The following is a 24,621-nucleotide window of genomic DNA, read 5'->3' on the forward strand; positions in this document are numbered from 1 at the left end:
GAGGGGCCGGCGCCTGCCTCACTGGCAGGCGAGGCATTCCTCGTAGTTCGTGGCGTTCTCGCCGGCCACGGCGCGGGTCGGGCGGGCCGGCGTGGTCGGCAGCACGGCCTCGACGCTGATCCCGGCCGCACCGAGCGCGGGCTGGGCGGCAACCTTCTCGCTGATCGTGTCGGCGCGCTGGATGGAGAGGCTGCGGCAGTAGTAGAGCGACTTCACGCCCTTCTTCCAGGCCTGGTAGTGGATCTGGTGCAGGTCGCGCTTATGCACGTCGGCCGGCACGAACAGGTTCACCGACTGGCTCTGGCAGATGAAGGGCGTGCGGTCGGCGGCGTGCTCCACCACCCAGCGCTGGTCGAGCTCGAAGGCGGTCTTGAAGACGGCCTTCTCCTGCTCGTCCAGGAAGTCCAGGTGCTGCACGCTGCCCTTGTTGACCGTGACGGTGGTCCAGGTCTCCTCGTCGTCGCGGCCGTGCTTCGCCAGCACCTTCTTGAGGTACGGGTTGCGCACGATGAAGCTGCCGGACAGCGTCTTGTGGTTATAGACGTTCGCCGCGATCGGCTCGATGCCCGGCGAGGCGCCGCCGCAGATGATGGAGATGGACGCCGTCGGCGCGATCGCCATCTTGTTCGAGAAACGCTCCATCGAGCCGTACTCGGCGGCGTCCGGGCAAGGCCCGCGCTCCTCCGCGAGCTGGCGCGAGGCGGCATCGGCCTGCTCGCGGATGTGCTTGAACATCCGCTTGTTCCAGACCTTCGCGATGACGCTCTCGAAGGGCACGTTCTGCGCCTGCAGGAAGGAGTGGAAGCCCATCACACCGAGGCCGACGGAGCGCTCGCGCATGGCGCTGTACTTCGCCCGCGCCATGCTGTCCGGCGCGTGGTCGATGAAGCTCTGCAGCACGTTGTCGAGGAAGCGCATCACGTCGGGGATGAAGCGCGGCTCGTCCTTCCACTCGAACCAGGTCTCGAGGTTCAGCGAGGAGAGGCAGCAGACGGCGGTGCGCTCCTCCCCGTGCTGGTCCCGCCCGGTGGGCAGCGTGATCTCGGAGCAGAGGTTGGAGGTCTTGACCTCCAGCCCGGCCAGCTTGTGGTGCTCCGGCCGCGCGCGGTTCACGTGGTCGGAGAAGATGATGTAGGGCTCGCCCTGCTCGATCCGCGCCATCAGGATGCGGATCCACAGGCCGCGCGCCGGGATCTTGCGGATCACCGCGCCGTCCTTCGGCGAGGTCAGCGCCCATTCCTCGTCATTCTCCACCGCGCGCATGAAGGCGTCGGGGATGAGGATGCCGTGGTGCAGGTTCAGCGCCTTGCGGTTCGGGTCGCCGCCGGTCGGGCGGCGCATGTCGATGAACTCCTCGATCTCGGGATGCGAGGCCGGGAGATACACCGCCGCCGAGCCGCGCCGCAGCGAGCCCTGCGAGATGGCGAGCGTCAGGCTGTCCATCACCCGGATGAAGGGGATGATGCCCGAGGTCTTGCCGTTCTGGCCGACCTTCTCGCCGATCGAGCGCAGGTTGCCCCAGTAGGAGCCGATGCCGCCGCCCTTGGAGGCCAGCCAGACGTTCTCGTTCCACAGCCCGACGATGCCGTCCAGGCTGTCATTCGCCTCGTTCAGGAAGCAGGAGATCGGCAGGCCGCGCGTGGTGCCGCCGTTCGACAGCACCGGCGTCGCCGGCATGAACCAGAGGCGGCTGATGTAGTCGTAGATGCGCTGCGCATGCGCGGCGTCGTCGCCGAATGCACTGGCCACGCGGGCGAACAGGTCCTGGTAGGACTCGCCCGGCATCAGGTAGCGGTCGCTCAGCGTCGCCTTCCCGAAATCGGTGAGCAGCGCATCCCGCGAGCGGTCCACATGCACCTGACCATGCCCGGGAAGCTGGATGTCATCGGCAAGCTGAACGGCATCGAACACGGCGAGAATCCCTGAATCGCTTGGGCGGGTCGAGGCGCACCTTTGCACCCTGCCGCCGCCGGCTTCAACCCACATCTAGGGGGTGGGATGCATGGCGGACCGCTACAAGTTGGTCTGCCGCCCCGCTGTCCACAGGCGCCGCCCCTGCCCGAATCCCCGGAAAATCTGGCGAAGCCAAGGTTATCCACCATCCTGTTCAGGCGGCTTGGCAAGGCGCGGGGGATTGAGAATTTTTTAACCGGTGGCAAGCATGCCGCACCCTTCCGGCCGCCTGCGGATTCGGCCGGCCGGCGCCGGAGACTCCATGGCGCAAGGAGGGACGCACCGCCGCCCCCCTTGCCCCGAATCCGGCCGGCCGGATGGCCCCCCGCCGCTGCCTCCGCCTCAGCCGGACTTGCCGCCGGCGCGCTGCTCCACCTTCTGCCGCAGGGTGTCCACGGTGTTCAGCACACGGCGTGCGGCGCCGTTGGTCTCGTCCAGGCTGAGGGGCTGGGAGAGGCTGAAAAGGTCGTCGCGCACCGACCGCTCGGCGCTTTCGTACACCGCGTCGTCGCGCAACTCGCGGGGCGCGCGGAGCATGGCGTTGTGCACCCGCTGCGCCGCCGCCTTGACGTCCATCCGCGCCGGCGTCATCGCGTTCTGCCGGTTGCCGGCAGGCTCGTCCCCGCTGCGCCGGATGGCGGTTTCAAGTTGCGACTGCGCGTCCTGCAGCAGGCCCGCATAGTCCTTCAGGCTGCCCGCCGCGGGCTGCGGCGAGAATCCCAGGCTCGGGTCGGTCTGCGGCCGGCTTGGCGTCGGCGGGGTCACGGGCGCCTGCCGTGGATCGGTCTGCGCGAGGGCGTGGCCTCCCAGCCCCAGCATCATCGCCAGGGCCAGAGCCAGGGCCAGCGCGGGCTTCCGGATCGGCATGCTCAATCCTCCTTCATGGCCGTTATGCCGAGAGGAACCGGTTGGGGCAGCCAGGGTTCAGCCCGGCACGCCGCCGCGCCCCTTTCCGCGAAACCGGCCCTCCGGCTGGCAGCCCGCCGCCCCGAGCTGGCCTTCATCAAGGCCTCCGGCGGAGGAATCCCGCCGTTGGAGGCCTCCGCGCCTCGCCTCCCGGGCGCCCCGCCCCGATGCGCGGCGCGCATCCGCCGCCAGGCGCTTTCCTTGCGGCGGGGCGGAACTTCGCGAGGCCGAGGGCGGTTGCTGACGCATTGCGGCAACTGGGCAAGCACCACCATGCGCGGATCGCAAGCTTCTTCCCTCCTCCTCTGGGGCTCCGGGCTCGTCATCCTCCTGATCGGCCTGGCACTGGGCGCCGCGGGCACCTGGCTCATCCTCCTCGGCGGGTCCTGGTATTACGCCATCACCGGCCTCGCCTTCGCGGCGACCGGCGCGCTGCTGATGCTGCGCAGCCCCTTGGCCCTCTGGCTCTACGCCCTGGTGGTGCTCGGCAGCGTCCTCTGGGCCTGGCGTGAGATCGGCCTGGACTGGTGGCAGCTCGCACCCCGCGGCGACGTCATCTTCATCATCGGCCTCTACTTGCTGATGCCCTGGATCACGCGGCCCCTGCGGCGGCGTGAAGCGCAGCCGGCGCTGTCCTGGACCGGCGCGGCGCTGCCGCTGCTGGCGGCGCTGGCGCTGGGCGGCGCCTATGGTGTCGCGGCGATGTTCGGCGGCCCGCACGGCCGGGCCGGCACCCTGCCCCGCGCCGGCGCCGCCCCGGCGGCGGACGATGCCGGCGTGCCGGGCGGCGACTGGCACGCCTATGGCCGCACCGACCACGGCAACCGCTACTCCCCGCTGGCCGAGATCACGCCGGAGAACGTGGCCGACCTGCAGGTGGCCTGGACCTATCGCACCGGCGACATGCCCCAGCCCGGCGATCCCAACGAAACGACCTTCGAGCTGACCCCGCTGAAGGTGGGCGACAAGGTCTTCATCTGCACGCCGCATGACTATGCGATCGCGCTGGATGCCGAGACCGGCCGCGAGCTGTGGCGCCACGACCCGCAGATCAAGGTCTCCAAGGAACTCCAGCACCTGACCTGCCGCGGCGTCTCCTACCATGCCGCAGCCCCCGAACAGGCGGCGGCGGCCGGCGACTGCTCCGCCCGCATCTTCCTGCCCACCGCCGACGCGCGGCTGATCGCGCTGAACGCCGAGACCGGCCAGCCCTGCCCCGGCTTCGGCGAGAACGGGCATGTGGACCTCTGGCGCGGCATGCCCGACCTGCAGCCGGGCTTCTACTACTCCACCTCGCCGCCGGTGGTGGCGCATGACCTCGTCATCATCGCCGGCAACGTCAGCGACAACGTCTCCACGACCGAGCCCTCGGGCGTGATCCGCGCCTACGACGTCTTCACCGGAAGGCTGGTGTGGAACATGGACCCCGGCGAGCCCGACAGCACGGAGCCGATCGGCCCCGGCGAGACCTACACCCACAACTCGCCGAACAGCTGGAGCATCTCCAGCGCCGACGAGGAACTCGGCATGATCTACCTGCCGATGGGCAACGCCACGCCGGACCAGTGGGGCGGCCACCGCACGCCGAACATGGAGCGCTTCTCCAGCGCGATCCTGGCGCTGGACATCGACACCGGCCAGGTGCGCTGGGTCTACCAGACCGTGCACCACGACCTCTGGGACATGGACATCGGCGGTCAGCCCAACCTGGTGGACCTCGACGTCCGGGGCCGGACGGTGCCGGCGCTGGTGGCCTCCACCAAGCGCGGCGACCTCTTCGTGCTTGACCGCCGGACCGGCGAGCCGATCTTCCCGGCGCCGGAGCGCCCGGTGCCGCAGGGCGCGGCGGAGGGCGACCACACCGCTCCCACCCAGCCCTTCTCCAGCGTCACCTTCGCGCCGCCCCGACCGCTGGAGGGCCGCGACATGTGGGGCGCCACCATGTTCGACCAGCTTTATTGCCGCATCCGCTTCCACCGGCTGCGCTACGAGGGCATCTTCACGCCGCCCAGCGTGCGGGGCTCGCTGGTCTACCCCGGCAATTTCGGCGTCTTCGACTGGGGCGGCATCGCGGTGGACCCGGCGCGCCAGGTGGCCTTCGCGGCGCCCAGCTACTTCGCCTTCTACTCGCGCCTGATCCCGCGCGGGCGGCAGCAGCAGGAGAATCGCCCCGCCGACATCCAGAGCCCCGCCGGCGGCTCCGACATGCAGGGCGGCGCCGACGAGCTCGGCGTCAACCCGAACTACGGCGCGCCCTTCGCCGTGGACATGGGCCCGCTGGTCTCGCCGCTCGGCCTGCCCTGCCAGGCGCCGCCCTGGGGCTATGTCGCGGGCGTGGACCTGCGCACCGGCGAGATCGCCTACATGCACAAGAACGGCACGGTGCGCGACCAGTCGCCGGTGCCGCTGCCCTTCAAGATGGGCGTCCCGGCGCTGGGCGGCCCGATCATTACCGCCGGCGGCGTCGCCTTCCTGACCGGCACGATCGACTACTACGTGCGCGCCTATGACGTCACCACGGGCCGGCAGCTCTGGCAGGACCGACTGCCGGCCGGCGGCCAGGCGACCCCGATGACCTACCGCGCCCCGAGCGGCCGGCAGATCCTGCTGGTGCCGGCCGGCGGCCATGGCTCGCTCGGCACCAAGCAGGGCGACTATCTCATCGCCTATGCCCTGCCCCGCGGCGGGCAGAGCAGCCGGACCAGCCGCCGCTGAGCACATGGCCTTCCCGGCCGCCCCTGCGGGTGTCCCTTCCGGCGCCCCTTCCGGCGTCCCTTCCGGCGCCGCGGCGGCGAAAGGCTTGCGCCCCGCGCCGGGCGGAGCATCTTCTGCTCGGCATGATCCGCTCCGCCTTCCTCGCCGCCATGCTTGCCCTCGGCATCGCCCTCGCTCCTCCCGCCCGTGCAGCGGAGCGCGACGCGGCGCTCTGCCGGCAGGCGATCGCCACCATCGCCCCGGGTGCGGGGGTGCCGCCGGGGCTGCTCGGCGCCATCGCCCTGGTCGAGAGTGGCCGGCCCGATCCCGCCACCGGCCGTCCCGTGCCCTGGCCGTGGTCCTACAATGTCGGCGGCGAGGGCTTCGCCGCCCCCAGCAAGGCGGCCGCCGTCGCGGCGGTTGAGAAGCTGCAGGCGCAGGGCGTCCGGTCCATCGATGTCGGCTGCATGCAGGTCAACCTCCTCTACCACCCCCAGGCCTTCGGGAACCTGGAGGAGGCCTTCGATCCGGAAGGCAACACGCGCTACGCCGTGCGCTTCCTTCGCATGTTGCAGGCGCGGCATAGCGATTGGGGCAGCGCCGTCGCGCATTACCATTCCGGCGAGCCGGAGCGCGGCCTCGCCTACAGCCGCCGCGTCGCCCTTGCGCGCCTGGGCGCGGCCTGGAACGGCGGCGGTGCGGCGCCCTTGCCGCCCCAGCTGGTCTCCGGCCTCTGTGCCCGCGGGCGGGTGGCCGCGCTCCGCTTCACCGCGGCTCGCGGCGGGCACCGCCTCGCCACGCCGCGGCTGGTCTGCATTCATTCCGGCGCGCGGCAGCAGTAGCGGAGTACATCGCGGGTCATTGCGCGACGTTCAGCGGAAGCCGGCAAGTCCTGTCCTGCCGTGGAAACCGCGTTTTCCGCGGCGCGTTGAACTTCGATCGCGAACTTCGGAAAGCGCCATGCTCAGCAATGCGAGCCTGCGGACGCTCTTTGAACCCGCCGAGCACGTCGTTTCCGCCTACCTCCCGCTCGATCCCGAGCAGCACGACATCCGGCCGCAGCGCGCGCGCCTGCGGGAAATTCTGCAAGCGGCGACAGAAGGACTGGAGCGCCGCGGCCTCGACGCGCGCCGGCGCAGGGCGGTTCTGGCTCCGCTTGAGGAAGTCGCCGTCAATCTCGATCTCGTCGAGCACCGGGAGCCGGCCATTGCCCTGTTCCTGCATGCCAGCGGGGTGCGGCTGCTGCCGCTGCCGCAGGAGGTGCCCTTCCACGTCGCCGTGGCGCGGCATGCCTGCATCAAGCCGTTGCTGCCGATGATGGCGCGTCATCGCCGCTTCTGGCTGCTGGCGCTCAGCGCAGGGCGTGCCCGCCTCTTCTCCGTCACGCCTTTCGAACGCGGCGAAGTTCCCCTGGCGCTCGAGCGGTCGCCGTCCGATGCGGCGGAGCAGCCGGAGCTTCGTGAGGAGACGGCGGCGCAGGAGGGCCTGCTGGGCGAGATCCAGCGCGTCGCGGAAGCGTTGAAGGCGCGCCTGAGTGGTGATTCCGCTCCCCTGCTGCTGGCGGCGGAACCGAAGGTGAGCGGCCATTTCCGCAGGATGGCGCCGCTGCCGCAGCTGCTCTCCGAGGGCCTGTCGCTCAATCCGCACGCCTTCTCCCCCGCGGCATTGCAGGAACGTGCCCTCACCGTCATCCGGCCGTTGCTGGAAAGCGAATCGCAGACGCTGATCGAGAAGCTCGGCGCCCGCCTGGGCGCGGCGGAAAGCACCGTGGCGATCCGGCTCGAGGAAATCCTGCACGCGGCTGAGGAAGGCCGGATCGATGCGGTCGCCGTCGCTTCCGACACCGCCGCCTGGGGCCGTTTCGACCGGCGGGGCGGCCTGCACGAGGTGCGTGGCACGCCCGGCGGCATGGACGAGGATCTGCTCAACCAGGTGGCCGTCAGCACGTTGCGCAATGGAGGCCGCGCCTTCGCCCTGCCGCGCGAGCGCATCCCGCGCGCCAGCCTGGCGGCCGCGCTGCTTCGCTACTGACCGAACGAAAGGAGGATCCCGATGGATCGCCCGCTGGAGATCGCCTTCCACAACATGCCCTCCTCCCCTTCCCTCGAAGCCGAGATCCGGCAGGCCGTGGACAAGCTCGAGAAGCGCTACACCCACCTGATCGGCTGCCGCGTTTCCGTGGAGGCCCTGCACCAGCAGCACCAGACCGGAAACATCCACGAGGTGCACATCACCCTCTCCGTCCCCGGCCGCGACCTCGCCGTCTCGCGCGAGCCGCAGCGGGCCAAGGAGCGCTACGCCAATCCGGACGTGCGGACCTCCATGCGGGACGCCTTCAAGGCGGCGGAGCGCCAGCTCGAAGCCTTCAAGGGCAAGCTGCGGGAGGACACCACCAAGCCGGGCGCCGAGGCCGTGGCCGGCCAGGTGACGCTGATCGAGCCGGGGCAGGATCACGGCTTCATCCTCACCAACACCGGCACGCAGCTCTACTTCCACCGCGACAGCGTGACCGACGGCCGCTTCGAGGACCTGCACGAGGGCGACCGGGTCCACTACGTCGAGGAGCAGGGCAGTGCCGGCCCGACGGCAACAAAGGTCCGCACCGTTTCGCCCAAGCCTGTGGCGTGAGGCGGGGGGCGGGGGCATCCGTCACCGTTCCTTCGGGAAAGCGTCACAAAAGGGCAGCCGCCGCGGCCTAGGAATGGCCGGTGCGAGAGCCGGGCGCAGCAGGGGTGGCCGGGACCAGGGGCGCCGCCCTTGCAGCCCTCCCCCAGGGGGGTGGCGGCGTCACCTCGGACACCGCCTTTCCTGGGCCGCGCCCGGCGACGCTTCACGGCAGCATCAAGGACGGCCATGACCGATACCCGCAGCGCGCGCCCCCTTCTTGGCGCCGCGCTTCCCCTGGAAGGGCTCCGCATGCACCGGGGCTGGATTCTTGAACGGCAGCGCGATCTGGAGCTGCAGGACTTCTACGCGCCGGACGTGCTGAACGGCGACTGGCGCCCGCTGGCGGAGCAGGCCAAGGCCCTGCTCGACGGCCATCGCGGACGGCTCGGCCTGCACGGGCCTTTCCTTGGCTTCCGCCTGGATTCCGAGGACCCGGAGATCCGCGCCATCGTCGCGCGCCGGCTGGATCAGGCGCTCGACATCTGCGCCGAGCTTGGCGCCACGCAGATGGTCGTCCATTCGCCCTATACCACCTGGGCCCACAACAACCTGGACAACCACCGCCACGCCCGCGAGCAACTGGTCGGGCGTGTGCACCAGACCATGCGCGCGGCGGTCGCCCGCGCCGAGGGAATGGGCTGCACGCTGGTCATCGAAAACATCGAGGACAAGGACCCGCACGCCCGCGTCGCCCTCGCCGCGTCCTTCGGCAGCCCGGCGGTGCGCGTCTCGCTCGATACCGGCCACGCCCATTACGCGCATGGCAGCACCGGCGCCCCGCCGGTGGACTACTACGTGCACGCCGCCGGCAATGCCCTGCAGCACGTCCATCTGCAGGACGCCGACGGGTTCGCCGACCGCCACTGGCATCCCGGCGAGGGCACCGTGCGGTGGGAGGCCGTCTTCGCCGCCATCGCGGCACTGGAGTCGGACCCGCGCCTGATCCTGGAAGTGCGGGAGCCCGCCGGGCTGCGCAAGGGCGCCGCCCATCTGGAGCGGCTCGGACTGGCGGAATGACCCCAGGGCCGGGGGGCAGCCCTCCCCCGGCCGCCTTGACCCCCTGCGGCGCTTCTCTACGCTTCCCCCGCGACACGGGGAGCGGGCGAGCAAGATGACGCTGGCGATGAGCTGGGACGAATGGGCGGAGCATGATGCCACGGCGCTGGCCGGCCGGGTGGCCAAGGGCGAGCTGACCCCCGCCGAGCTGGCCGCCCAGGCCGCCGCCGCGATCGCCCGCACCAACCCCGCCACCAGTGCCGTGATCGAAGTGTTCGAGGACGTGGTGGCCGACCCGCTGAAGGATGGCCTGGACCCGCGCGGCACCTTCGCCGGCGTGCCTTACCTCATGAAGGATCTCGGCCCGACGCTGAAGGGCCGCTTGCAGGAGATGGGCTCGCTGCTGATGCGCGGCAACCGCGCCGCGGCGGACAGCTACCTGACCGGGCGCCTCCGCCAGGCCGGGCTGAACATCCTCGGCCGGACAACCACGCCCGAGTTCGGCCTTTGCAGCTCGGCCGAGAACCCGGCCGTCTATGTCACGCGCAACCCCTGGGACACGGACCACACCACCTGCGGCTCCTCCGCCGGCAGCGCGGCCATGGTCGCCGCCGGGGCGCTGCCCATCGCGCATGCCACGGATGGCGGCGGCTCCATCCGCATCCCCGCGGGCGTCAATGGCGTCATCGGCCTGAAGGCCTCGCGCGGCGTCTTCTCCATCGCGCCCGGCGCCTCGGACCTGACGGGCCTGGTCTCCACGCAGGGTTGCGTCACCCGCTCCGTGCGCGACACGGCCGCCTTCGTGGACAGTTGCCGCGGCGGCGCGCCGGGCGAGTTCATGCCCTACTGGATGCCGGCGGAACCCTGCTCCACGCTGATCCGGCGCGATCCCGGCCGGCTGCGCGTCGCCCTCTCGCACGAATGGGGGGATTACCGCGCCACGCCCGAGCGGGTGCGGGCGCTGGAGGAAGCGGGCCGCTTCCTGGAGAAGCTGGGCCATCATGTGGAATGGGCGCTGCCGGCGGTGGACTTCCGCGCCGCCTTCGCCGCGCAGACCACCTGCTACATCAGCAACTTCGCGCAGACCATCAACAACCTGCTCGCGCCGCGCGGGCTGGAGCGCCCGCCCGCCGGGCTGATCGAGCCGGTCTGCGTCCGCGTCTGGGAGGAAGGGCTGAACATCTCCTACACCGAGCGGGCGCAGATGCAGGCGGTGTTCAACACGACGTCGCGGAGCTTCGGCGCCTTCTTCGAGGAATGGGACATCATCCTGACGCCGATCACCGCCTTGCCCACGCCGCGCATCGGCACGACGGAATACCTGACGATCAGCGATAACCCCTCGGTGCTCGACTGGTTCGGCAACCTCTGGCGCAACTTCGCCTATACGCCCCTGGCCAATCTCTGCGGCATCCCCGGCATCTCGATGCCCATGGCCATGCAGGAGAACGGCCTGCCGCTCGGCATCCAGGCCCTGGCCCGGCAGGCGAATGACGGGCTGCTGCTGCAGCTCGCGGCGCAGATCGAGCGGGCGCTCCAGGGCCGCTGGAACGCCGGGAAGCGGCCGGGGGTGCATGTCACCGGCCGCTAGAGCGGATCCCGTTCCGATGATGCCCTCGGAACGGGGTCCGCTCTAGAAGCCCGGCATTCCCCCCGGCCCCGTTTCCCGGCCGGTGACGTCCGGGCTATGGGCCGGCTGGCTGATCGGCGCGCGGGTCGCCTGGTCCGCGAAGACCAGCGCCAGCAGGAAGCCGAGCCACAGCAGCCAGGCGCCGCCCGAAAGCCGCAGCAGCGGGTCCGGGCGGCGGAGATGCATGAAGAACACGCCGACCAGCACCATCTTCGCCGCGGCGATCGCCAGGCTCGCCGCCATGTTGAACCCGCCCATCGGCACATAGGCCAGCGCGCAACTCGACAGGGCCAGGGCGATCAGCGCCGCCCAGACCGGCACCGTGCGCCAGAGGATGGCGCGCAGCGTCCTGGGATCGCCCTCGCCCAGGGAATGCCCGCTCATGACGAGGCCCGCCCCTGCAGGTAGATCAGCGGGTAGAGAAAGATCCAGACCACATCGATCAGGTGCCAGTACAGTCCCGCCGCCTCGAAGGCGGGGCTGCGGAGCGGCCGCTTGCCCCGCGCGGCCTGCCAGGTGAGGAACCCCACCGTGCTGAGGCCGCCGATCATGTGCAGCGCGTGCAGCGGCGTCAGCGCCCAGTAGAAGCCCCAGAAAAGCGCCGCTCCGGGCTGCTCGATCGGGAAGCCCGGGCCGGGGAACATGTTCTTCTCCAGGTCGGACCGCCACTCCATGATCTTGAGGCCAAGGAAAACCACCCCGAGGGCCAGGGTCAGGCCCAGGCTCCAAAAGCTCACCCGCCGCAGTTCCGCCCGCGTGGCGAAGGAGGCCATTGCCATGGTCAGGCTGCTGGTCAGCAGCACCAGCGTGTTCACCGTGCCATAGACGATCTCGGCTTCCCTGCCCCCGGCGGCGAAGCCCTGCGGGTGAAAGAAGCGCGTGGCGAAGAAGGCGCTGATCAGCGCGCCGAACAGCAGCGCCTCGCTGTTCAGGAACAGCCACATGCCGAAGCCCGCCGCCTCGCGCTGGCGCCGCAGGCTTTCCCAGGGCTCCCGCAGGGCCTCGCCGCCGCTCATGCGCCCCTCCCCTGCCGCTCATGCGGCTCGCGGTCGGTGTGGTGCGGTCCTTCGGCCTCGGGATGGTAGAGGTAGGGCCCCTCGTCCACCACCGGCATGGGCTCGAAGTTGTGCCGCGGCGGCGGCGAGCGGGTGCGCCATTCCAGGCCGGTCGCGGCCCAGGGGTCGTCGGTGGCGCGCGCGCCGCGGAACAGCGAGAGCGTGAGGTAACCCATCGGCAGGAGATAGGCTGCCGCCAGCAGCACCGCGCCGGAGGAAGCCATGACATGCCAGATCTGGAACTCCGGCGGATAGGCCCCGTAGCGGCGCGGCATGCCGGCATAGCCCATGATGAACATGGGAAAGAAGGTGAAGACGAAGCCGAAGAACATCAGCACGGCGGCGAAGCGCGCCCAGCCCTCGGGGTAGAGGCGCCCGGTGATCTTCGGCCACCAGAAGGACAGCCCGCCATAGAGCGCCGTCACCGCGCCGCCCACCATGATGAAGTGGAAATGGGCGACGACGAAATAGGTATCGGTGACGTGGATGTCGATCGGAACGGAGGCGAGGAACAGCCCGGTCAGCCCGCCCAGCGTGAACAGCCCGATGAAGCCGAGCGCGTAGAGCATCGGCGCCTCGAAGGTGATTTGTCCGCGATAGAGGGTGAAGCTCCAGTTGAACACCTTGATCGCCGAGGGCACGGCGATGACAAAGGAGAGGAAGGAGAAGATCAGGCTGGCGAAAAGCGACTGCCCGGAGACGAACATGTGGTGGCCCCAGACCAGGAAGCCGATCACCGCGATGCAGAGGATGGCGTAGATCATGAAGGTGTAGCCGAAGATCCGCCGCCGCGCGAAGCAGGTGACGATCTCGCTGATCACGCCGAAGGAAGGCAGGATCATGATGTAGACGGCGGGATGGCTGTAGAACCAGAACAGGTGCTGGAACAGCAGCGGGTCGCCGCCATGGGCCGGGTCGAAGACCGGCAGGCCGAAGCCGCGCTCGGCGACGATCAGCAGCAGCGAGGCCGTCAGCACCGGCGTCGCCAGCACGATGACGATGGACGTGGCGTAGAGCGCCCAGACCAGCAGCGGCATGCGGAACCAGTGCATGCCCGGCGCGCGCAGCAGGTGCACGGTGGCGATGAAGTTCACCCCGGTCATGATGGAGGAGAAGCCCACCAGCACCACAGCCAGCGCCGCCAGCAGCACGTAGCCGTTGGAGAACATGGTGGAAAAGGGCGTGTAGAAGGTCCAGCCCGTGTCAACGCCGCCCAGCAGCAGCGAGAACAGCAGCAGCAGGCCCGCGCCGTTGAACAGGTACCAGCTTGAGAGGTTGAGGCGCGGAAAGGCGACGTCGCGCGCGCCGATCATCAGCGGCAGCAGGAAGTTGCCGAGCGTGTTGGGGATGGACGGCACCAGGAAGAACCACACCATCACCGTGCCGTGCAGGGTGAACATGCGGTTGTACTCGTCCGCCGTCATCAGGTCCTGCGCGGGGGTGAACAGTTCCAGCCGGATCATCACCGCCGCGAAGCCGCCGATGATGAAGAAGGCCAGCAGGGATGCCATGTAGAGCAGGGCGATCCGCTTGTGGTCGGTGGTGGTGAACCAGGAGAGGATGCCCTGCTCGGAGGTCAGGTAGTTGTCCTGCCACGGCTCGGCCGGCGCCTCGGCGGGGCGGACGCGCTGGGCGGCGAGGTCGCTCATGAGCCGCCCTCCCGCCGCAGGGACATGAGGTAGGCCAGGATCTTCTGCAACTCGTCCTCCCTCAGGATGCCCGCGAAGGTCGGCATGATCGGCGCGTAGCCGGCGGCGATGTCGCGCCGCGGCTGCAGGATGGAGTCCCGCAGATAGGCCTCGTCGGCCCGCACGGTGCGGCCGTCCGCCAGGTTCACCAGGCGGCCGTAGAGCCCGGCAAGGCTCGGCGCGTGCACCGGCGAGGCCGGGGCATGGCAGCCGGAGCAGCCGACGGTGCGGAACAGCGCCTCGCCCTCCTTGGACTGGTCGTCCTCCTGCGGCTGGGCGGCGCGCCAGCGGGCGTAGTCCTCCGGCTTCATCACCACCACCTTGCCGCCCATGCGCGAATGCAGCGTTCCGCAGTATTCCGCGCAGAAGAGCGAGAACTCGCCTTCCTCGGTCGGCGTGAAGCTGAGCTGCGTGATGCGGCCGGGCAGCACGTCCTGCTTTTCCCGGAAGGCGGGCACGAAGAAGCTGTGGATGACATCCTGCGACTGCATCAGCAGCCGCACCGGCTCGCCGGCCGGCAGGTGCAGCGTGTTGATCTCGCGTGCGCCGTCGGGGTGGCGCGCCTTCCACATCCACTGCCGCGCCTCGATATGGATCTCCAGCGCATCGGCCTGCGGCTTCTCGGCCGTCAGCACCGTGATGCTCGCCCAGCCGAACAGGAAGAGCGCCAGAAACAGCGTCCCGGCCGTCCAGCCGACCTCCACCTCCTTCTGGATGAACTCCGGCAACTGTCCGCGCTGCGCGTTGGAGCCGCGCCGGTAGCGGATGGAGAAGCCCAGGATCAGGCCGCCGACCAGCAGCACAATGGCCGTGCTGATCAGCAGCAGGGCGATGACGATGACGTCCACCCGCGCGGCGGCGGCGGAGGCCTCGGGCGGCCAGAAGGTCACGCCACTCATGCCCGCCGCTCCCGCCAGAAGGCCCAGGCCAGGAAGCTGCCGAGCAGCAGCACGGTGACGGTGGTGCCGATGGTCAGCACGCGTTCCACCCAGGCATTGTAGATCCCCCGCGCGGCATCGAAGCCGTAGCAGAACAGGCGCAACTGCTCGCCGAGGCTGCCGACCCGCCCCTGCCCCGCCTCCACCAGCGCCAGCCGCAAGGTCGGGGGATCGATCTCCAGCCCGCTCAGCACGCGGGAGACCGCGCCGTCGGCGGTCAGCACGAGCAGCCCGAGCGGGTGCGCGTAGCTGTCGGTCTCGGCGTCGTAATGCGCGGTGTAGCCGAGCGCCGTCTCGGTCCGCTGGATTCCCTCGGCGTCGGCGACGAGGAAGCGCACCGCCTCCGCCGGCGCCTGCGGGAAATGCGCGGCCTTCATCGCCGCCGCCGCGGCGGGGCCGTCCTTCGGGTCGATCCCCAGGGCGAGAAAGGTGTAGTCCGAGCCTGCCCGCAGCTTCACCTTCTCCAGCGCCGCCGAGGCCAGGCCGAGCTCGGTGCCGCAGAGCACCGTGCAGGTGTAGTCGGCGAGCACCAGCACGGCCGGCCGCCGGCCCTGCGCCTGGGCCGGAGTGGTGGCTTGGCCCGCCGCGTCCCGCAGCGCGAGGCCGGGCGGCAGCCGTGCCCCGGGCGGCGGCGCCAGCGTCACCTCCGAAAGGCTCGCCTGCGTCAGCGCCGCCCGCGCGGAGCCGGCGGCAAGGCTGGCGAGCAGCGCCAGGGCAAGCAGCCGGACCCGCCTCATCGGACCGCCTCCGGACGCACGGGCAGCGGGGCGGCGGGCGGCGCTTGCAGGGGCGCATAGGCCTGTGCGCCGCGGCGGGCGATGGTCTCCATCGCCTGCTCGATGGAGAGGCGCAGGGTGCCGTCCGGCTGCGGCCCGCCCTCCAGCTCGGCCCGCTGCGCCGCGCGGAAGGTGGCGAGACTGGCGGCAGGATTGGCTTCCAGCCGCGGCTGCGGGAATTGCCGCGGCGGCTCGTAGGTCATCGGGGCCTGCGTCCAGCGGTAGAGGGCGTAGAGGCCGCCCATGGCGAGAACGAGGAAGGCGGCCGCTCCCAGCCCGACGCCCAGGATGAGCCAGGAGCGCAGGTCGATGCGGGAGCGGCGTTCGGTGAGTTTGTTCGGCATGGCGTCAGGACCCGGCGGCCGTGGTGCGGACCAGGCGCCCGGCGATCAGGCCGTAGGCCAGGCCGAACCACAGCCCGCCCACCGCCAGAACCGCCAGGGCGGCGACCGGCAGCGCCCAGAAGCCGGCGCCGGGTGCCACCAGCCAGGCCTGGTGCAGCAGGATGCCGGCCAGCAGCCAGGGAGCGAGTTGCGCCAGCGCCGCCGGGCTGCCGCGCTGGGCGGTGGGCAGCAGCATGACCAGGGGCAGCAGGGTGGAAAGCAGCAACGAGAGCAGCTCGACGGCGAGCCAGCCCCAGTGCTGCCGCAGCACGTACCACGCCACCTTCTCCGGCAGGTCCCCGTACCAGATGACGAGATACTGGCTGAAGCCGAGATAGAGCGAGCCCAGCACCGTTGCCAGCAGCATCCCGCCGACATCCGGCGCCGCTTCGGCCGGCGCCGGGCGCAGCAGCACCGCCCAGGCGAGACACGCCATCAGCTGCAAAACCAGCGAGGCCATCCCGAAGGAGGTCGAGTGGAAATGCGGCTCCAGCGACTGCACCCAGTCGAAGCCGAGCAGCGTGGTGGCGGCCATGTGGAAGACCAGCCCCAGGGCCGCCACCATCCGCCGCACCCCGCCGGGCCGCAACCCCACGAGCAGCAGGGCGAGCACCGACCAGACCAGCAGCGCCACCACCCCGCGCAGCGTGGCGCCCGGCAGGTTCAGATAGAGCTGCGCCACCACGTCCCGCTCGGGGTGGCCAGGCTCACCAGCCCAGGGGTAGAGCCTGCCCACGCCGACGACGAGCGGCAGGATCAGCAGCAGGAACAGCGGCAGGCTCGCGGCCGCGGGAGCCAGGGCGGGCCAGAGCGCGCGTCCCCACCGGCCGCCGGTCAGCGCATGTGCCGCCAGCAGCGCCAGCGCGCCGAGCGCGATGCCGAGCCAGAACAGCAGGCCGATCAGCCAGCCCGCCGCCAGGATCTCACGCGCCTGCGGCAGCACCAGCAGCGCCGCCAGCAGCAGCGCCGTGCCGCCCGCGCCCCACAGAAGGGCAAGCCGTACCCACCCGGACCGGGCGCTCAGCGCCTCGGGGCTCATGGGTTGCCCTCCCCCGCCTGCGCCAGTGCCGGCGCCCGCGTGAGCTGCAGCGCGCGGATATAGGCCACGATGGCCCAGCGGTCCTCCGGCGCGACGCGGCCGCCATAGCCGTACATGACGCCGTAGCCGTTGGTGATGACGTCGAAGAAGTGCGCCGCCGGCGCGGCGCGCAGGCGCTGCGTGTGATAGCTCGGCGGCTTCGGGAAGCCGCGCCGCACGATCATGCCGTCGCCCAGGCCGGCGGTGCCGTGGCAGGGCGTGCAGTAGATCTCGTACTGTGCCTTGCCCCGCGCCAGGAGTTCCGGCGTGGCGGGCGGCGGGCTGGCGGCGGCGGCCTCCCGCGCCAGGTCGCCCTGCGCCACCACCCCCTCGGGAAGCGGCTGCGCCTCGCTGCCGTTCGGCCAAAGGCTGGTGCGCTCATAGGTGTTCAGCTTGCGCTGCTGCTTCATGTCCAGCTTGCAGCCGGCGAGCGCGAGCAGGGTGGCCGCGCAGGCCAGGATGCGCCTCATCGCGCCACCTCCCGCACCGCCACCGGCCCGAGCCCGTCCAGCAGCAGCGCGAGGCGCTCCGCGTCCACCTTCGGGTCCTGCACGGCGAGAAAGAAGGCGTCCTGGCTGGCACGCTCGAAGTCGCGCGCGGCGAACAGCGGGTGATGCAGCCGCGGCAGGCCGCTCAGGGCGAAGAAGGCGATGAAGCCGGCCAGCGCCGCCGCCAGCACGGCCGCCTCGAAGCAGAGCACCATGAAGGTGGGCCAGCTGTTCAGCGGCCGGCCGCCGAGGTTGAGCGGATAGTCGATCACCGCGCTGTACCAGCACATGGCGAAGGTCAGCACCGCCGCCGCCGCGCCGGCGGCCAGCATGATGGGGCGGATGCGCGCGGGCGGCAGGCCGAGCGCCTCCACCAGTTCGGGGACGGCGAAGGGCGTGTGCGCGTCCAGCCCCTTCCAGCCGGCATCGCGGGCGCGGCGCGCCGCGGTGATGAGGGTCTCCGGGTCGCGGAACTCCGCCAGCAGCAGCGCGGTCATGATCCCTTCCTCCGCTCCCGCAGCAGCTTGCCGAGGTCGTGCATCGCCACCGCAGGCAGCAGGCGGGCGAAGCAGAGGAACATCATGGCGAAGAAGCCGAGCGAGCCGGCCAGCACCAGCCAGTCGAACACGCTTGGCCAGAACACCGACCACATCGAGGGCAGGTGCCCGTGCGACAGCGTGTTCCAGATGATCAGGATGCGCTCCAGCCACATCCCGACGTTCAGCACGACGGCGACGCCCACCACCGCGAGGATGTTGCGCCGTGCCTGGGGGATCCACATCAGCTGCGGGACCAGCAGGTTGCAGGCCAGCATCGCGACGTAGAGCGGCGTGTATTCCCCGTCGAACAGCTTGTGGAGATGCACCAGCTCCGCGCGGCTGCCGAGCGACCATGCGAAGAACCACTCGGTGGCGTAGGAGAGGCCCATGCCGAGCGAGCAGGCCAGCACGATCTTGCCCATCACCTCGAAATGGCGCGGCGTGATGATGGCCTGCAGCCCGAGGCCGAGCCGCACCAGCGCGGTCAGCACGATCACCATGCCGAAGCCGGAGAACAGCGCGCCGACGACGAAGTAGGGCGGGTAGATCGTCTCCTGCCATCCCGGCATCAGGCTGGCGGAGAAGTCCATCGCCGCCACGCTGTGCACGGAGACGACGAGCGGCAGCGCCATCACCGCCAGCGCGCGATAGACGGCATCGTGCAACTGCCAGTGCCGCGCCGAGCCGCGCCAGCCCATCGCCAGCACGCCGTAGGCCACCTGGCCCGTGCGGGTCTGCGCCCGGTCCCGCAGCGTCGCCATGTCCGGGATCAGGCCGAGATACCAGAACAGCAGCGAGAAGATCAGGTAGCTGACGATGGCGGCGAAGTCCCACACCAGCGCGCTGCGCCACTGCGGCCAGAGCCCCATCACGTTCGGATAGGGCGCCAGCCAGTAGGCGTATTCCGGCCGGCCGAGATGCAGGATGGGGAACAGCCCGGCGATGGAGACGGCGAAGATCGTCATCACCTCGGCGAAGCGATTGATCGCCGCGCGCCAGGGCTGGCGCGTCAGCAGCAGCGCCGCCGAGATGAAGGTGCCGGCATTGCCGATGCCGATCCACCAGACGTAGTTGGCGATCGGGAAGCCCCAGACCACGGCGGTGTTGTTGCCGAAGATGCCGAGCCCGCGCAGGAACAGCCAGGCGATGCAGCCCGCCAGCATCAGCGTCATCGCCAGCGTCACGCCGAAGGCCGCGTACCAGCGCCAGCCGACGTTGCGGCGCATCAGCGCGTCCGCGACCAGGCCGACCAGCGCGCCGTAGCTCGTGCCGCGCGGAAGCAGCCCTTCCGTGCCTCCCCCGCCGCCGCTCATGCCTCCGGCTCCTCCAGCGCGGGATTGGGGTTGCGCACCTGCGCCAGGTAGGTGGTGCGCGGCCGGGTGCCGAGATGGCCAAGCAGCGCATAGTGCTGCGGCTCATGGCGCAGCCTGCTGACGGCGGCCGTCTCCTTCCGCAGGTCGCCGAACTGGATCGCCTGTGCGGGACAGGCGGACTGGCAGGCGGTGCGCACCTCCCCCTCGGCGACCGGCCGGTCCTCCTTTTCCGCCTGCCGCCGCGCGGCGCTGATGCGCTGCACGCAGTAGGTGCACTTCTCCATCACGCCGCGGCTGCGCACCGTGACGTCCGGATTGTAGTGCGCGGCGACGATGGGCTCGCCCTGGTTGGCGTATTCCTGCCCGTCGGCATAGCCGTGGAAGTTGAACCGGCGCACCTTGTAGGGGCAGTTGCCCTGGCAGAAGCGGGTGCCGATGCAGCGGTTGTAGACCTGCACGTTCAGCCCCTCGGCGTCATGCACCGAGGCGGCGACGGGGCAGACCGGCTCGCAGGGGGCGGCTTCGCAATGCATGCAGGGCACCGGCTGGAAGCCCGGCCGCGGCCGCGCCTCCGAGCCGTGCCAGTAGGTGTCGATGCGCAGCCAGTGCATGTCGCGGCCCTTCGCCACCTCCCCGGGCCCGACCACCGGCACGTTGTTCTCCGCCTGGCAGGCGACCACGCAGGCGTTGCAGCCGATGCACAGCGTGCTGTCGATCACCATGCCCCAGGCGACCGGAGCATCCGGCTCCAGCGGCTTGAAGAGGCTCGTTGGCGGCACCTTCGGCGCGGGTTCCAGCGGGTGCCGGAGGAAGTCGGAGAAGGGCCGCTCGGGCAGCAGTTCCCGCGCCTCGCCCTCCAGCTGATGCGCCGCCTGCAACTGCAGAACTTCTTCCCGCCGGCCGGCCGGCGACAGTTGCAGGCGGGAAACCTCCCAGAGCGCGTCCTGCCGGCGCAGGCGATAGGCATTGGCACCCAGGTCGTTGCCGATGGCGCCCGCCCGTTGCCGGCCATAGCCCAGGCTCAGCATCACCACCCCGGCCGCCATGCCGGGCAGCGGCAGCACCGCCGCCTCCAGCACGCGGCCGCCGGCATGCAGTTGCACCACGTCGCCCTTGCGCAGGCCGTGCCGCTCCGCCTCCCCGGGCGCCATCAGGGCCGCATTGCCCCAGACCTGGCGGGTCAGCGGCTTCGGGCATTCCTGCAGCCAGGGATTGTTGGCGTGCCGGCCGTCCCACACGGTGGGGTCGGGCCGCAGCAGCAGCGTCGGGCCCTCGTCCGGGGCGGGCGGCAGCGCCGGCGGGCGGGCGGCGGGCGGCGGCAGCGGCCGCGCGGCACTGTCCGGCACCACCCCGTCATGCAGCGCGCGGCGCCAGTTCGCCTCGAAGCTTTCCGCGGCCCATCGCGCTGCCCAGGTCTCCCGCACGGCGGCGTGGGCGGTGAGCGAAAGCTCGCCTCGCAGCAGCCCCAGCAGCCATGCGGCGGAACGGGTGGCATAGAGCGGGCGGATCAGCGGCTGGGCGATGCTGGCGGTGCCGTCGGTGGCACGCAGGTCGGCCCAGTCCTCCAGCGGGTGGTGCTGGGGAAGGTGCCAGCGGCAGAGCGCGCCGGTCTCGTTGCGCCAGGGGCCGGAATGCACCGTGAAGGCGCCCGTTCCGCGCAGCGCGCCGGCGAAGTCCAGATCCGCCGGCGCATCGTAGGCCGGGTTGGCGTCCAGGATCACCAGCGTGTCCACGCCGCCGCCGCGCAGGGCGGCGCCGAGCGCGGCGAGATCCTCCGGCTGCTCCGGCGGCGGGGGAAGGTGGTCGACCGGCGCCTCCAGGCGGTCGTTGATCCAGTGCACGAGCGCCTGCATCTCGGGCGGCGCCCAGGGCCCCGCCAGCACCAGCGCCGCGCCGCGCGCGCCCTGGAGGTCCTGCACGACCGCATCCAGGAAAGGCGCCATGGGCGCCGGCAGCGTGGGCGCCGGCAGATCGGCGCCGAGCCGCGCCGCCAGGGCCAGGGCGAAGTCCCGCAACCCGGCCGGTGCCAGGGCCAGCCGGTGGTCGGCCTTGGCGCCGGTGGTGGAGAAGCCCGGCTCCACCGCGTAGAGCCGCGCGAGGCCGCCGGCATTGTCGCGGCGGGCGCTGCGGATGGCGGCGAAGGCACGGCCATGGCGGATCTGCTCCGGCCCCGGCCCGAGCGGATCGGCGTCGAGGGCCAGGATCACCCGTGCCCTCTCAAGGCGCGGCAGCACGGTCAGCGGCGTGCCGAAAGCCAGTTGGGCGCCGGCGCGCGCCGCCTCCTCGCCGACCGGCTCGTGCACGTGCCAGCGCATCGCCGGAAAGCGTCCGCGCAGGTCGGCGATCAGGCGCAGCAGCGTGGGCGAGGTCTGCCGCCCGGTCAGCAGCCGCAGGCCGGCGCCGCCATCGGCCTCCGCCGCGGCCAGGCGCGGCAGCAACGCCGCCTCGAAGCCTTCCCAGGTGTCCACCCGCCCCTCCCGGCGCACGCTGCGGGAGCGGTCCGGGTCGTAGAGCGAAAAGATCGCCGCCTCGGTGAAGACGTCGGTGGCGCCCTGGCTGGCCGGATGGCGCGGGTTGCCCTCCAGCTTCACCGGCCGCCCCTCGTAGGTGGTGGCCAGCACGCCCCGCCCATAGCCGCTCATCGGCAGGCTGGTGGCGAAGCGCATCGAGACGCCCGGCGTCAGCCCTTCCGGCTTGTTGACATAGGGGAGGATCTCCTCCTCCGGCTGGCCGCAGGAGGTCAGCGTCAGGGCGGAGGCGAGCAGGCCGAGCGCGGCCTGGCGACGTCCGAGCAAGGGGCCGGCGGGGGGCGTCATCGGTGGCACCGCGAGCAGTCCGTCAGGTTCTTGGTTTCGATCAGGTAGTGCTGGATCAGCTTGCGGCCACGCTCCTCCTGGTCCGCCGGCGGCGTCCAGGTCATGTCGAAGATCTTGTCCTCCGGCCGCAGGAACTGCGCCGGGTCGCGGTGGCAGTCGAGGCACCACTGCATGGTGAGCGGCTTGTCCTGCCAGACCTGCTGCATGGTGTGCACGGGGCCGTGGCAGGTGCTGCAGCCGACGCCGTTCCTCACATGGACGCTGTGGTCGAAATAAACGAAGTCGGGCACCTGGTTGACGCGCTGCCAGGGGATCGGCTTGCCCTCGCCCAGGCTGCGGCGCACCGGCGCCAGCATCTCCGCATTGGTCCAGAGCTGCGAGTGGCAGGTCATGCAGGTGTGCGTCGGCGGCAGGCCGGCGAAAGAGGATTTCTCCACCGCGTCGTGGCAGTAGCGGCAGTCCAGCCCGAGCCCCCCGACATGATGGGCGTGGCTGAACTGCACGGGCTGCTCGACCACCCGGTTCTGCGACGTGGAATAGGCGGTGTAGGGCCGCACCAGCAGCACGGTGGCGATCACCAGCGCGAACACGGCGGCACCGGCCAGCGCCGCCCGCAGGATGGTGTCAGCACTGGGGGGGAAATGCTGGGCCATGCCAGCTCAGCCGCGTCGGGACGCCAGCGCGCAGCCACCGGCCTCGCGGCGGAGTTGTGCTTCCGTTGCAGCTCGCTGCCTCAAGACGCCGCCCCCCTTCTTCATGCCCCCGCACCTGACGACCAAATCTTGGCCATCCGCCAGGGTTGCCCGGCTTGTGGATTCTTAATGTTTTGCCCAGGCCATGGGAGGGCTGGCCCGGGCCCCGAGCTCAGCCCCCCCCCCGGGCTCAACCCCCGGGCTCAACCCCCGGGCTCAGCCGGCCGGGCTCAGCCGACCGGGCGCAGTTCCACCTTCACCCAGCCTGGCTTGCGCAGGTCGAACTGCTTGTAGGCTTCGATGACGTCGGCCATCGGTTCCTGCTGCGTGAGCACGACGGTTGGGTCCACCGTGCCGGCATCCACCATCTCGACGAGGCGCGGAATGTAGGTGCGGTGGTTGCAGTTCCCCATGTTGATGGTGAGGTTCTTGTTCATCGCCGCGCCGATCGGGAAGAACTGGTCGGTCTGCGGATAGACGCCGATGATGCCGAGCGTGCCCGCCTTGGCCAGCGTCTGCACCGCCCAGATGCTGGCCTGCGAGGGGCCGTCGCCCGGCTTCCAGAGCTGGCCCTGCGGGCTGGCGTTCGGCGCGATCTTCGCGACCTGCTCGTCGAACTGCTTCGCCTGCTCCCCGCTCACCGCGGCAGGACCCTGCTTCGGCCGCTCGGCATCCACCCCCACCGCGTCGATGGCGCGGTCCGGCCCGATGCCGCGCGTCAGCTCCTTGATCGCCTCGACCGGGTCCTCCTCGTTGAAGTTGATGGCTTCGGCGCCAAGCTCGCGCGCCTTCTCCAGCCGGTCGGCATGGCCGTCCACGGCGAGCACGCGGTGCGCGCCGCGCTGGAAGGCGCTGAGCACGGCGAAAAGCCCGACCGGACCGCAGCCCCAGACCGCCACCACGTCGCCCGGCCCGACCTCCGCCAGCACGGCGCCGAAGTCGGCGGTCGGGTAGATGTCGGAGAGCAGGATCGCCTGGTCGTCCGAGACGTCGCGCGGCAGGCGGATGAGGTTGTGGTGGGCGAAGGGAATCCGCGCGTATTCCGCCTGCAGCCCGTCGAAGGGGCCGGTCGACCCGGGGCCGCCGAAGAAGGCGGTGCCGGCGGTCGGCCCGTTCGGGTTGGCGTCGTCGCACTGCGCCGTGTAGCCGGAGCGGCAATAGGAGCAGTTGCCGCAGCCGATGGTGGAGGGGATCACCACGCGGTCGCCGCGGCGCAGGTTGCGCACGCCGCGCCCGACTTCCTCGACGATGCCGACCCCCTCGTGGCCCAGGATCGTGCCGGGCCTCATGCCGGGAAGGGTGCCGCGGATCATGTGCAGGTCGGTGCCGCAGATCGCGCTCGCGGTGAGCCGGATGATGGCGTCGGTGGGCTGCTTCAGCTTCGGCGCCGGCACCGTGTCCAGCCGGATATCGCCGATGCCGTGGAAAACGACGGCTTTCATGCGGGGGGTCCCTGTTCTCTGGGCCGGCGGGCGCCGCGCGCCCCGGCCTTGCCTCAGGCGAGGCGCGGCCGCTCGCCGCCGCGCCTCGCTGGGAAACCCGCGCGGCCGGGACCGGTTCCGGATTGCAAGGCATTTCCACGCCTGCACAGGAAGGGACCGCGAGCATGGCCGACACCACCGCGATCAAGATCGACGCCGCGCATGCGCCGAAGGGGCCTGAAGGCCAGAAGTACCTGGCCAGCGGCAAGGCGGTTTCGATGCGCCTGTGGGAGAACGAGCCGCCGGGCGAGAGCCCCGCCGTCCGCCGCGACTACGAAACCGTGGGCTATGTGGTCGCCGGCCGCGCGGAACTGCTGATCGAGGGCCAGGTGCTCACGCTGCATCCCGGCACCTCCTGGGTGGTGCCGAAGGGCGCCGAGCACCGCTACCGCGTTCAGGAGGCCTTCACCGCCGTCGAAGCCACCGCCCCCCCGGCGCAGGTGCATTCCCGCGACGAGCCGGCGCGCGGCTGAGGCGCCGGACCTTTTCCCGCTCTGTCGCGTTAGGATGCTCCCAGGGCCGCCGCAA

General features: G+C 71.0%; 22 protein-coding genes. 7 read left to right on the top strand and 15 right to left on the bottom strand.

The features are described 5' to 3' along the window. Window positions 1-18: 18 nt before the first annotated feature. Window positions 19-1,911 (bottom strand): ribonucleoside-diphosphate reductase subunit alpha, encoded by a 1,893-nt coding sequence (locus tag E0493_RS04250; protein ID WP_160935688.1) that lies wholly within the window; start codon window positions 1,909-1,911, stop codon window positions 19-21. A 384-nt stretch (window positions 1,912-2,295) separates the two neighbouring features. Further along, window positions 2,296-2,820 carry a hypothetical protein gene (locus E0493_RS04255; protein WP_160935689.1) on the bottom strand — a complete coding sequence of 175 codons (525 nt, stop codon included), beginning with the start codon at window positions 2,818-2,820 and terminating at the stop codon, window positions 2,296-2,298. 312 nt (window positions 2,821-3,132) lie between these two features. Between E0493_RS04255 and E0493_RS04260 the strand changes: the two genes are divergently transcribed. The 6 genes from E0493_RS04260 to E0493_RS04285 all read left to right on the top strand — a co-directional run bounded on the left by E0493_RS04260 (window position 3,133) and on the right by E0493_RS04285 (window position 10,807). After that, entirely contained in the window at window positions 3,133-5,574 is a 2,442-nt protein-coding gene (locus E0493_RS04260) for a glucose/quinate/shikimate family membrane-bound PQQ-dependent dehydrogenase (protein WP_160935690.1), read from the top strand. Between the two features lie 122 nt (window positions 5,575-5,696). Next, window positions 5,697-6,395, top strand: a complete 699-nt coding sequence (locus E0493_RS04265) for a lytic transglycosylase domain-containing protein (protein WP_160935691.1) — start codon at window positions 5,697-5,699, stop codon at window positions 6,393-6,395. A 118-nt stretch (window positions 6,396-6,513) separates the two neighbouring features. Then, window positions 6,514-7,584: a baeRF3 domain-containing protein gene (locus tag E0493_RS04270; protein ID WP_160935692.1), complete on the top strand. Its 1,071-nt coding sequence runs from the start codon at window positions 6,514-6,516 to the stop codon at window positions 7,582-7,584. 21 nt (window positions 7,585-7,605) lie between these two features. After that, on the top strand, window positions 7,606-8,181 hold the full coding sequence (locus E0493_RS04275) for an HPF/RaiA family ribosome-associated protein (protein ID WP_160935693.1): 576 nt from the start codon (window positions 7,606-7,608) through the stop codon (window positions 8,179-8,181). A gap of 225 nt (window positions 8,182-8,406) precedes the next feature. Further along, window positions 8,407-9,237 (top strand): sugar phosphate isomerase/epimerase family protein, encoded by an 831-nt coding sequence (locus tag E0493_RS04280; protein ID WP_160935694.1) that lies wholly within the window; start codon window positions 8,407-8,409, stop codon window positions 9,235-9,237. A gap of 94 nt (window positions 9,238-9,331) precedes the next feature. Then, window positions 9,332-10,807, top strand: coding sequence for an amidase (locus E0493_RS04285; protein ID WP_160935695.1), 1,476 nt, complete (start codon window positions 9,332-9,334; stop codon window positions 10,805-10,807). Between the two features lie 42 nt (window positions 10,808-10,849). On the opposite strand, the gene E0493_RS04290 is transcribed toward E0493_RS04285, so the two are convergent. From E0493_RS04290 to E0493_RS04350, 13 genes are all read right to left on the bottom strand, one after another. Further along, a complete protein-coding gene (locus E0493_RS04290) occupies window positions 10,850-11,230 on the bottom strand; it encodes a cytochrome C oxidase subunit IV family protein (RefSeq protein ID WP_160935696.1) in 381 nt (126 codons plus the stop codon). Beyond that, complete coding sequence (locus E0493_RS04295) at window positions 11,227-11,862, bottom strand: cytochrome c oxidase subunit 3 (protein ID WP_160935697.1); 636 nt, start codon at window positions 11,860-11,862, stop codon at window positions 11,227-11,229. Before E0493_RS04295 ends, E0493_RS04290 begins: the two co-directional genes overlap by 4 nt. Beyond that, window positions 11,859-13,550: a cytochrome c oxidase subunit I gene (locus E0493_RS04300; RefSeq protein ID WP_160935698.1), complete on the bottom strand. Its 1,692-nt coding sequence runs from the start codon at window positions 13,548-13,550 to the stop codon at window positions 11,859-11,861. The genes E0493_RS04295 and E0493_RS04300 overlap by 4 nt, the downstream gene beginning before the upstream one ends. Then, on the bottom strand, window positions 13,547-14,488 hold the full coding sequence (gene coxB / locus E0493_RS04305) for a cytochrome c oxidase subunit II (protein WP_160935699.1): 942 nt from the start codon (window positions 14,486-14,488) through the stop codon (window positions 13,547-13,549). The genes E0493_RS04300 and coxB overlap by 4 nt, the downstream gene beginning before the upstream one ends. Continuing rightward, window positions 14,485-15,264: a thioredoxin domain-containing protein gene (locus E0493_RS04310; protein WP_160935700.1), complete on the bottom strand. Its 780-nt coding sequence runs from the start codon at window positions 15,262-15,264 to the stop codon at window positions 14,485-14,487. Before E0493_RS04310 ends, coxB begins: the two co-directional genes overlap by 4 nt. Beyond that, window positions 15,261-15,647 carry a hypothetical protein gene (locus E0493_RS04315; RefSeq protein ID WP_160935701.1) on the bottom strand — a complete coding sequence of 129 codons (387 nt, stop codon included), beginning with the start codon at window positions 15,645-15,647 and terminating at the stop codon, window positions 15,261-15,263. Before E0493_RS04315 ends, E0493_RS04310 begins: the two co-directional genes overlap by 4 nt. Window positions 15,648-15,651: 4 nt before the next feature. Beyond that, window positions 15,652-16,725 carry a hypothetical protein gene (locus E0493_RS04320; RefSeq protein WP_160935702.1) on the bottom strand — a complete coding sequence of 358 codons (1,074 nt, stop codon included), beginning with the start codon at window positions 16,723-16,725 and terminating at the stop codon, window positions 15,652-15,654. Continuing rightward, window positions 16,722-17,234 (bottom strand): c-type cytochrome, encoded by a 513-nt coding sequence (locus E0493_RS04325; protein WP_160935703.1) that lies wholly within the window; start codon window positions 17,232-17,234, stop codon window positions 16,722-16,724. Before E0493_RS04325 ends, E0493_RS04320 begins: the two co-directional genes overlap by 4 nt. Next, the gene (locus tag E0493_RS04330) at window positions 17,231-17,749 is read right to left on the bottom strand and encodes a DUF3341 domain-containing protein (protein WP_160935704.1); all 519 of its coding nucleotides are present in this window, start codon (window positions 17,747-17,749) and stop codon (window positions 17,231-17,233) included. The genes E0493_RS04325 and E0493_RS04330 overlap by 4 nt, the downstream gene beginning before the upstream one ends. Beyond that, window positions 17,746-19,104 carry an NrfD/PsrC family molybdoenzyme membrane anchor subunit gene (nrfD, locus tag E0493_RS04335; protein WP_160935705.1) on the bottom strand — a complete coding sequence of 453 codons (1,359 nt, stop codon included), beginning with the start codon at window positions 19,102-19,104 and terminating at the stop codon, window positions 17,746-17,748. The genes E0493_RS04330 and nrfD overlap by 4 nt, the downstream gene beginning before the upstream one ends. Further along, entirely contained in the window at window positions 19,101-21,920 is a 2,820-nt protein-coding gene (locus E0493_RS04340; protein WP_160935706.1) for a 4Fe-4S dicluster domain-containing protein, read from the bottom strand. The genes nrfD and E0493_RS04340 overlap by 4 nt, the downstream gene beginning before the upstream one ends. Further along, window positions 21,917-22,573, bottom strand: a complete 657-nt coding sequence (locus E0493_RS04345; protein WP_160935707.1) for a cytochrome c3 family protein — start codon at window positions 22,571-22,573, stop codon at window positions 21,917-21,919. Before E0493_RS04345 ends, E0493_RS04340 begins: the two co-directional genes overlap by 4 nt. 269 nt (window positions 22,574-22,842) lie before the next feature. Continuing rightward, entirely contained in the window at window positions 22,843-24,054 is a 1,212-nt protein-coding gene (locus E0493_RS04350; RefSeq protein ID WP_160935708.1) for a zinc-dependent alcohol dehydrogenase, read from the bottom strand. Between the two features lie 164 nt (window positions 24,055-24,218). Here E0493_RS04350 and E0493_RS04355 point away from each other — a divergent pair, with 164 nt between their 5' ends. Further along, window positions 24,219-24,566, top strand: a complete 348-nt coding sequence (locus tag E0493_RS04355) for a cupin domain-containing protein (protein WP_160935709.1) — start codon at window positions 24,219-24,221, stop codon at window positions 24,564-24,566. The last annotated feature ends 55 nt before the right edge of the window (window positions 24,567-24,621 follow it).

Origin of the sequence: Teichococcus coralli, assembly GCF_009829925.1 — a bacterium.
Classification (GTDB): Bacteria; Pseudomonadota; Alphaproteobacteria; order Acetobacterales; family Acetobacteraceae; genus Pseudoroseomonas; species Pseudoroseomonas coralli.

What these genes read in the sequence shown, in the direction of transcription:
- E0493_RS04340 (WP_160935706.1), bottom strand. Translation starts at nt 21,920, where the DNA reads ATGACGCCCCCCGCCGGCCCCTTGCTCGGACGTCGCCAGGCCGCGCTC.
- E0493_RS04285 (WP_160935695.1), top strand. Translation starts at nt 9,332, where the DNA reads ATGACGCTGGCGATGAGCTGGGACGAATGGGCGGAGCATGATGCCACG.
- E0493_RS04270 (WP_160935692.1), top strand. Translation starts at nt 6,514, where the DNA reads ATGCTCAGCAATGCGAGCCTGCGGACGCTCTTTGAACCCGCCGAGCAC.
- E0493_RS04350 (WP_160935708.1), bottom strand. Translation starts at nt 24,054, where the DNA reads ATGAAAGCCGTCGTTTTCCACGGCATCGGCGATATCCGGCTGGACACG.
- E0493_RS04325 (WP_160935703.1), bottom strand. Translation starts at nt 17,234, where the DNA reads ATGAGGCGCATCCTGGCCTGCGCGGCCACCCTGCTCGCGCTCGCCGGC.
- E0493_RS04300 (WP_160935698.1), bottom strand. Translation starts at nt 13,550, where the DNA reads ATGAGCGACCTCGCCGCCCAGCGCGTCCGCCCCGCCGAGGCGCCGGCC.
- nrfD (WP_160935705.1), bottom strand. Translation starts at nt 19,104, where the DNA reads ATGAGCGGCGGCGGGGGAGGCACGGAAGGGCTGCTTCCGCGCGGCACG.
- E0493_RS04355 (WP_160935709.1), top strand. Translation starts at nt 24,219, where the DNA reads ATGGCCGACACCACCGCGATCAAGATCGACGCCGCGCATGCGCCGAAG.
- coxB (WP_160935699.1), bottom strand. Translation starts at nt 14,488, where the DNA reads ATGAGTGGCGTGACCTTCTGGCCGCCCGAGGCCTCCGCCGCCGCCGCG.
- E0493_RS04255 (WP_160935689.1), bottom strand. Translation starts at nt 2,820, where the DNA reads ATGCCGATCCGGAAGCCCGCGCTGGCCCTGGCTCTGGCCCTGGCGATG.
- E0493_RS04315 (WP_160935701.1), bottom strand. Translation starts at nt 15,647, where the DNA reads ATGCCGAACAAACTCACCGAACGCCGCTCCCGCATCGACCTGCGCTCC.
- E0493_RS04320 (WP_160935702.1), bottom strand. Translation starts at nt 16,725, where the DNA reads ATGAGCCCCGAGGCGCTGAGCGCCCGGTCCGGGTGGGTACGGCTTGCC.
- E0493_RS04295 (WP_160935697.1), bottom strand. Translation starts at nt 11,862, where the DNA reads ATGAGCGGCGGCGAGGCCCTGCGGGAGCCCTGGGAAAGCCTGCGGCGC.
- E0493_RS04345 (WP_160935707.1), bottom strand. Translation starts at nt 22,573, where the DNA reads ATGGCCCAGCATTTCCCCCCCAGTGCTGACACCATCCTGCGGGCGGCG.
- E0493_RS04265 (WP_160935691.1), top strand. Translation starts at nt 5,697, where the DNA reads ATGATCCGCTCCGCCTTCCTCGCCGCCATGCTTGCCCTCGGCATCGCC.
- E0493_RS04330 (WP_160935704.1), bottom strand. Translation starts at nt 17,749, where the DNA reads ATGACCGCGCTGCTGCTGGCGGAGTTCCGCGACCCGGAGACCCTCATC.
- E0493_RS04310 (WP_160935700.1), bottom strand. Translation starts at nt 15,264, where the DNA reads ATGAGGCGGGTCCGGCTGCTTGCCCTGGCGCTGCTCGCCAGCCTTGCC.
- E0493_RS04290 (WP_160935696.1), bottom strand. Translation starts at nt 11,230, where the DNA reads ATGAGCGGGCATTCCCTGGGCGAGGGCGATCCCAGGACGCTGCGCGCC.
- E0493_RS04280 (WP_160935694.1), top strand. Translation starts at nt 8,407, where the DNA reads ATGACCGATACCCGCAGCGCGCGCCCCCTTCTTGGCGCCGCGCTTCCC.
- E0493_RS04275 (WP_160935693.1), top strand. Translation starts at nt 7,606, where the DNA reads ATGGATCGCCCGCTGGAGATCGCCTTCCACAACATGCCCTCCTCCCCT.
- E0493_RS04260 (WP_160935690.1), top strand. Translation starts at nt 3,133, where the DNA reads ATGCGCGGATCGCAAGCTTCTTCCCTCCTCCTCTGGGGCTCCGGGCTC.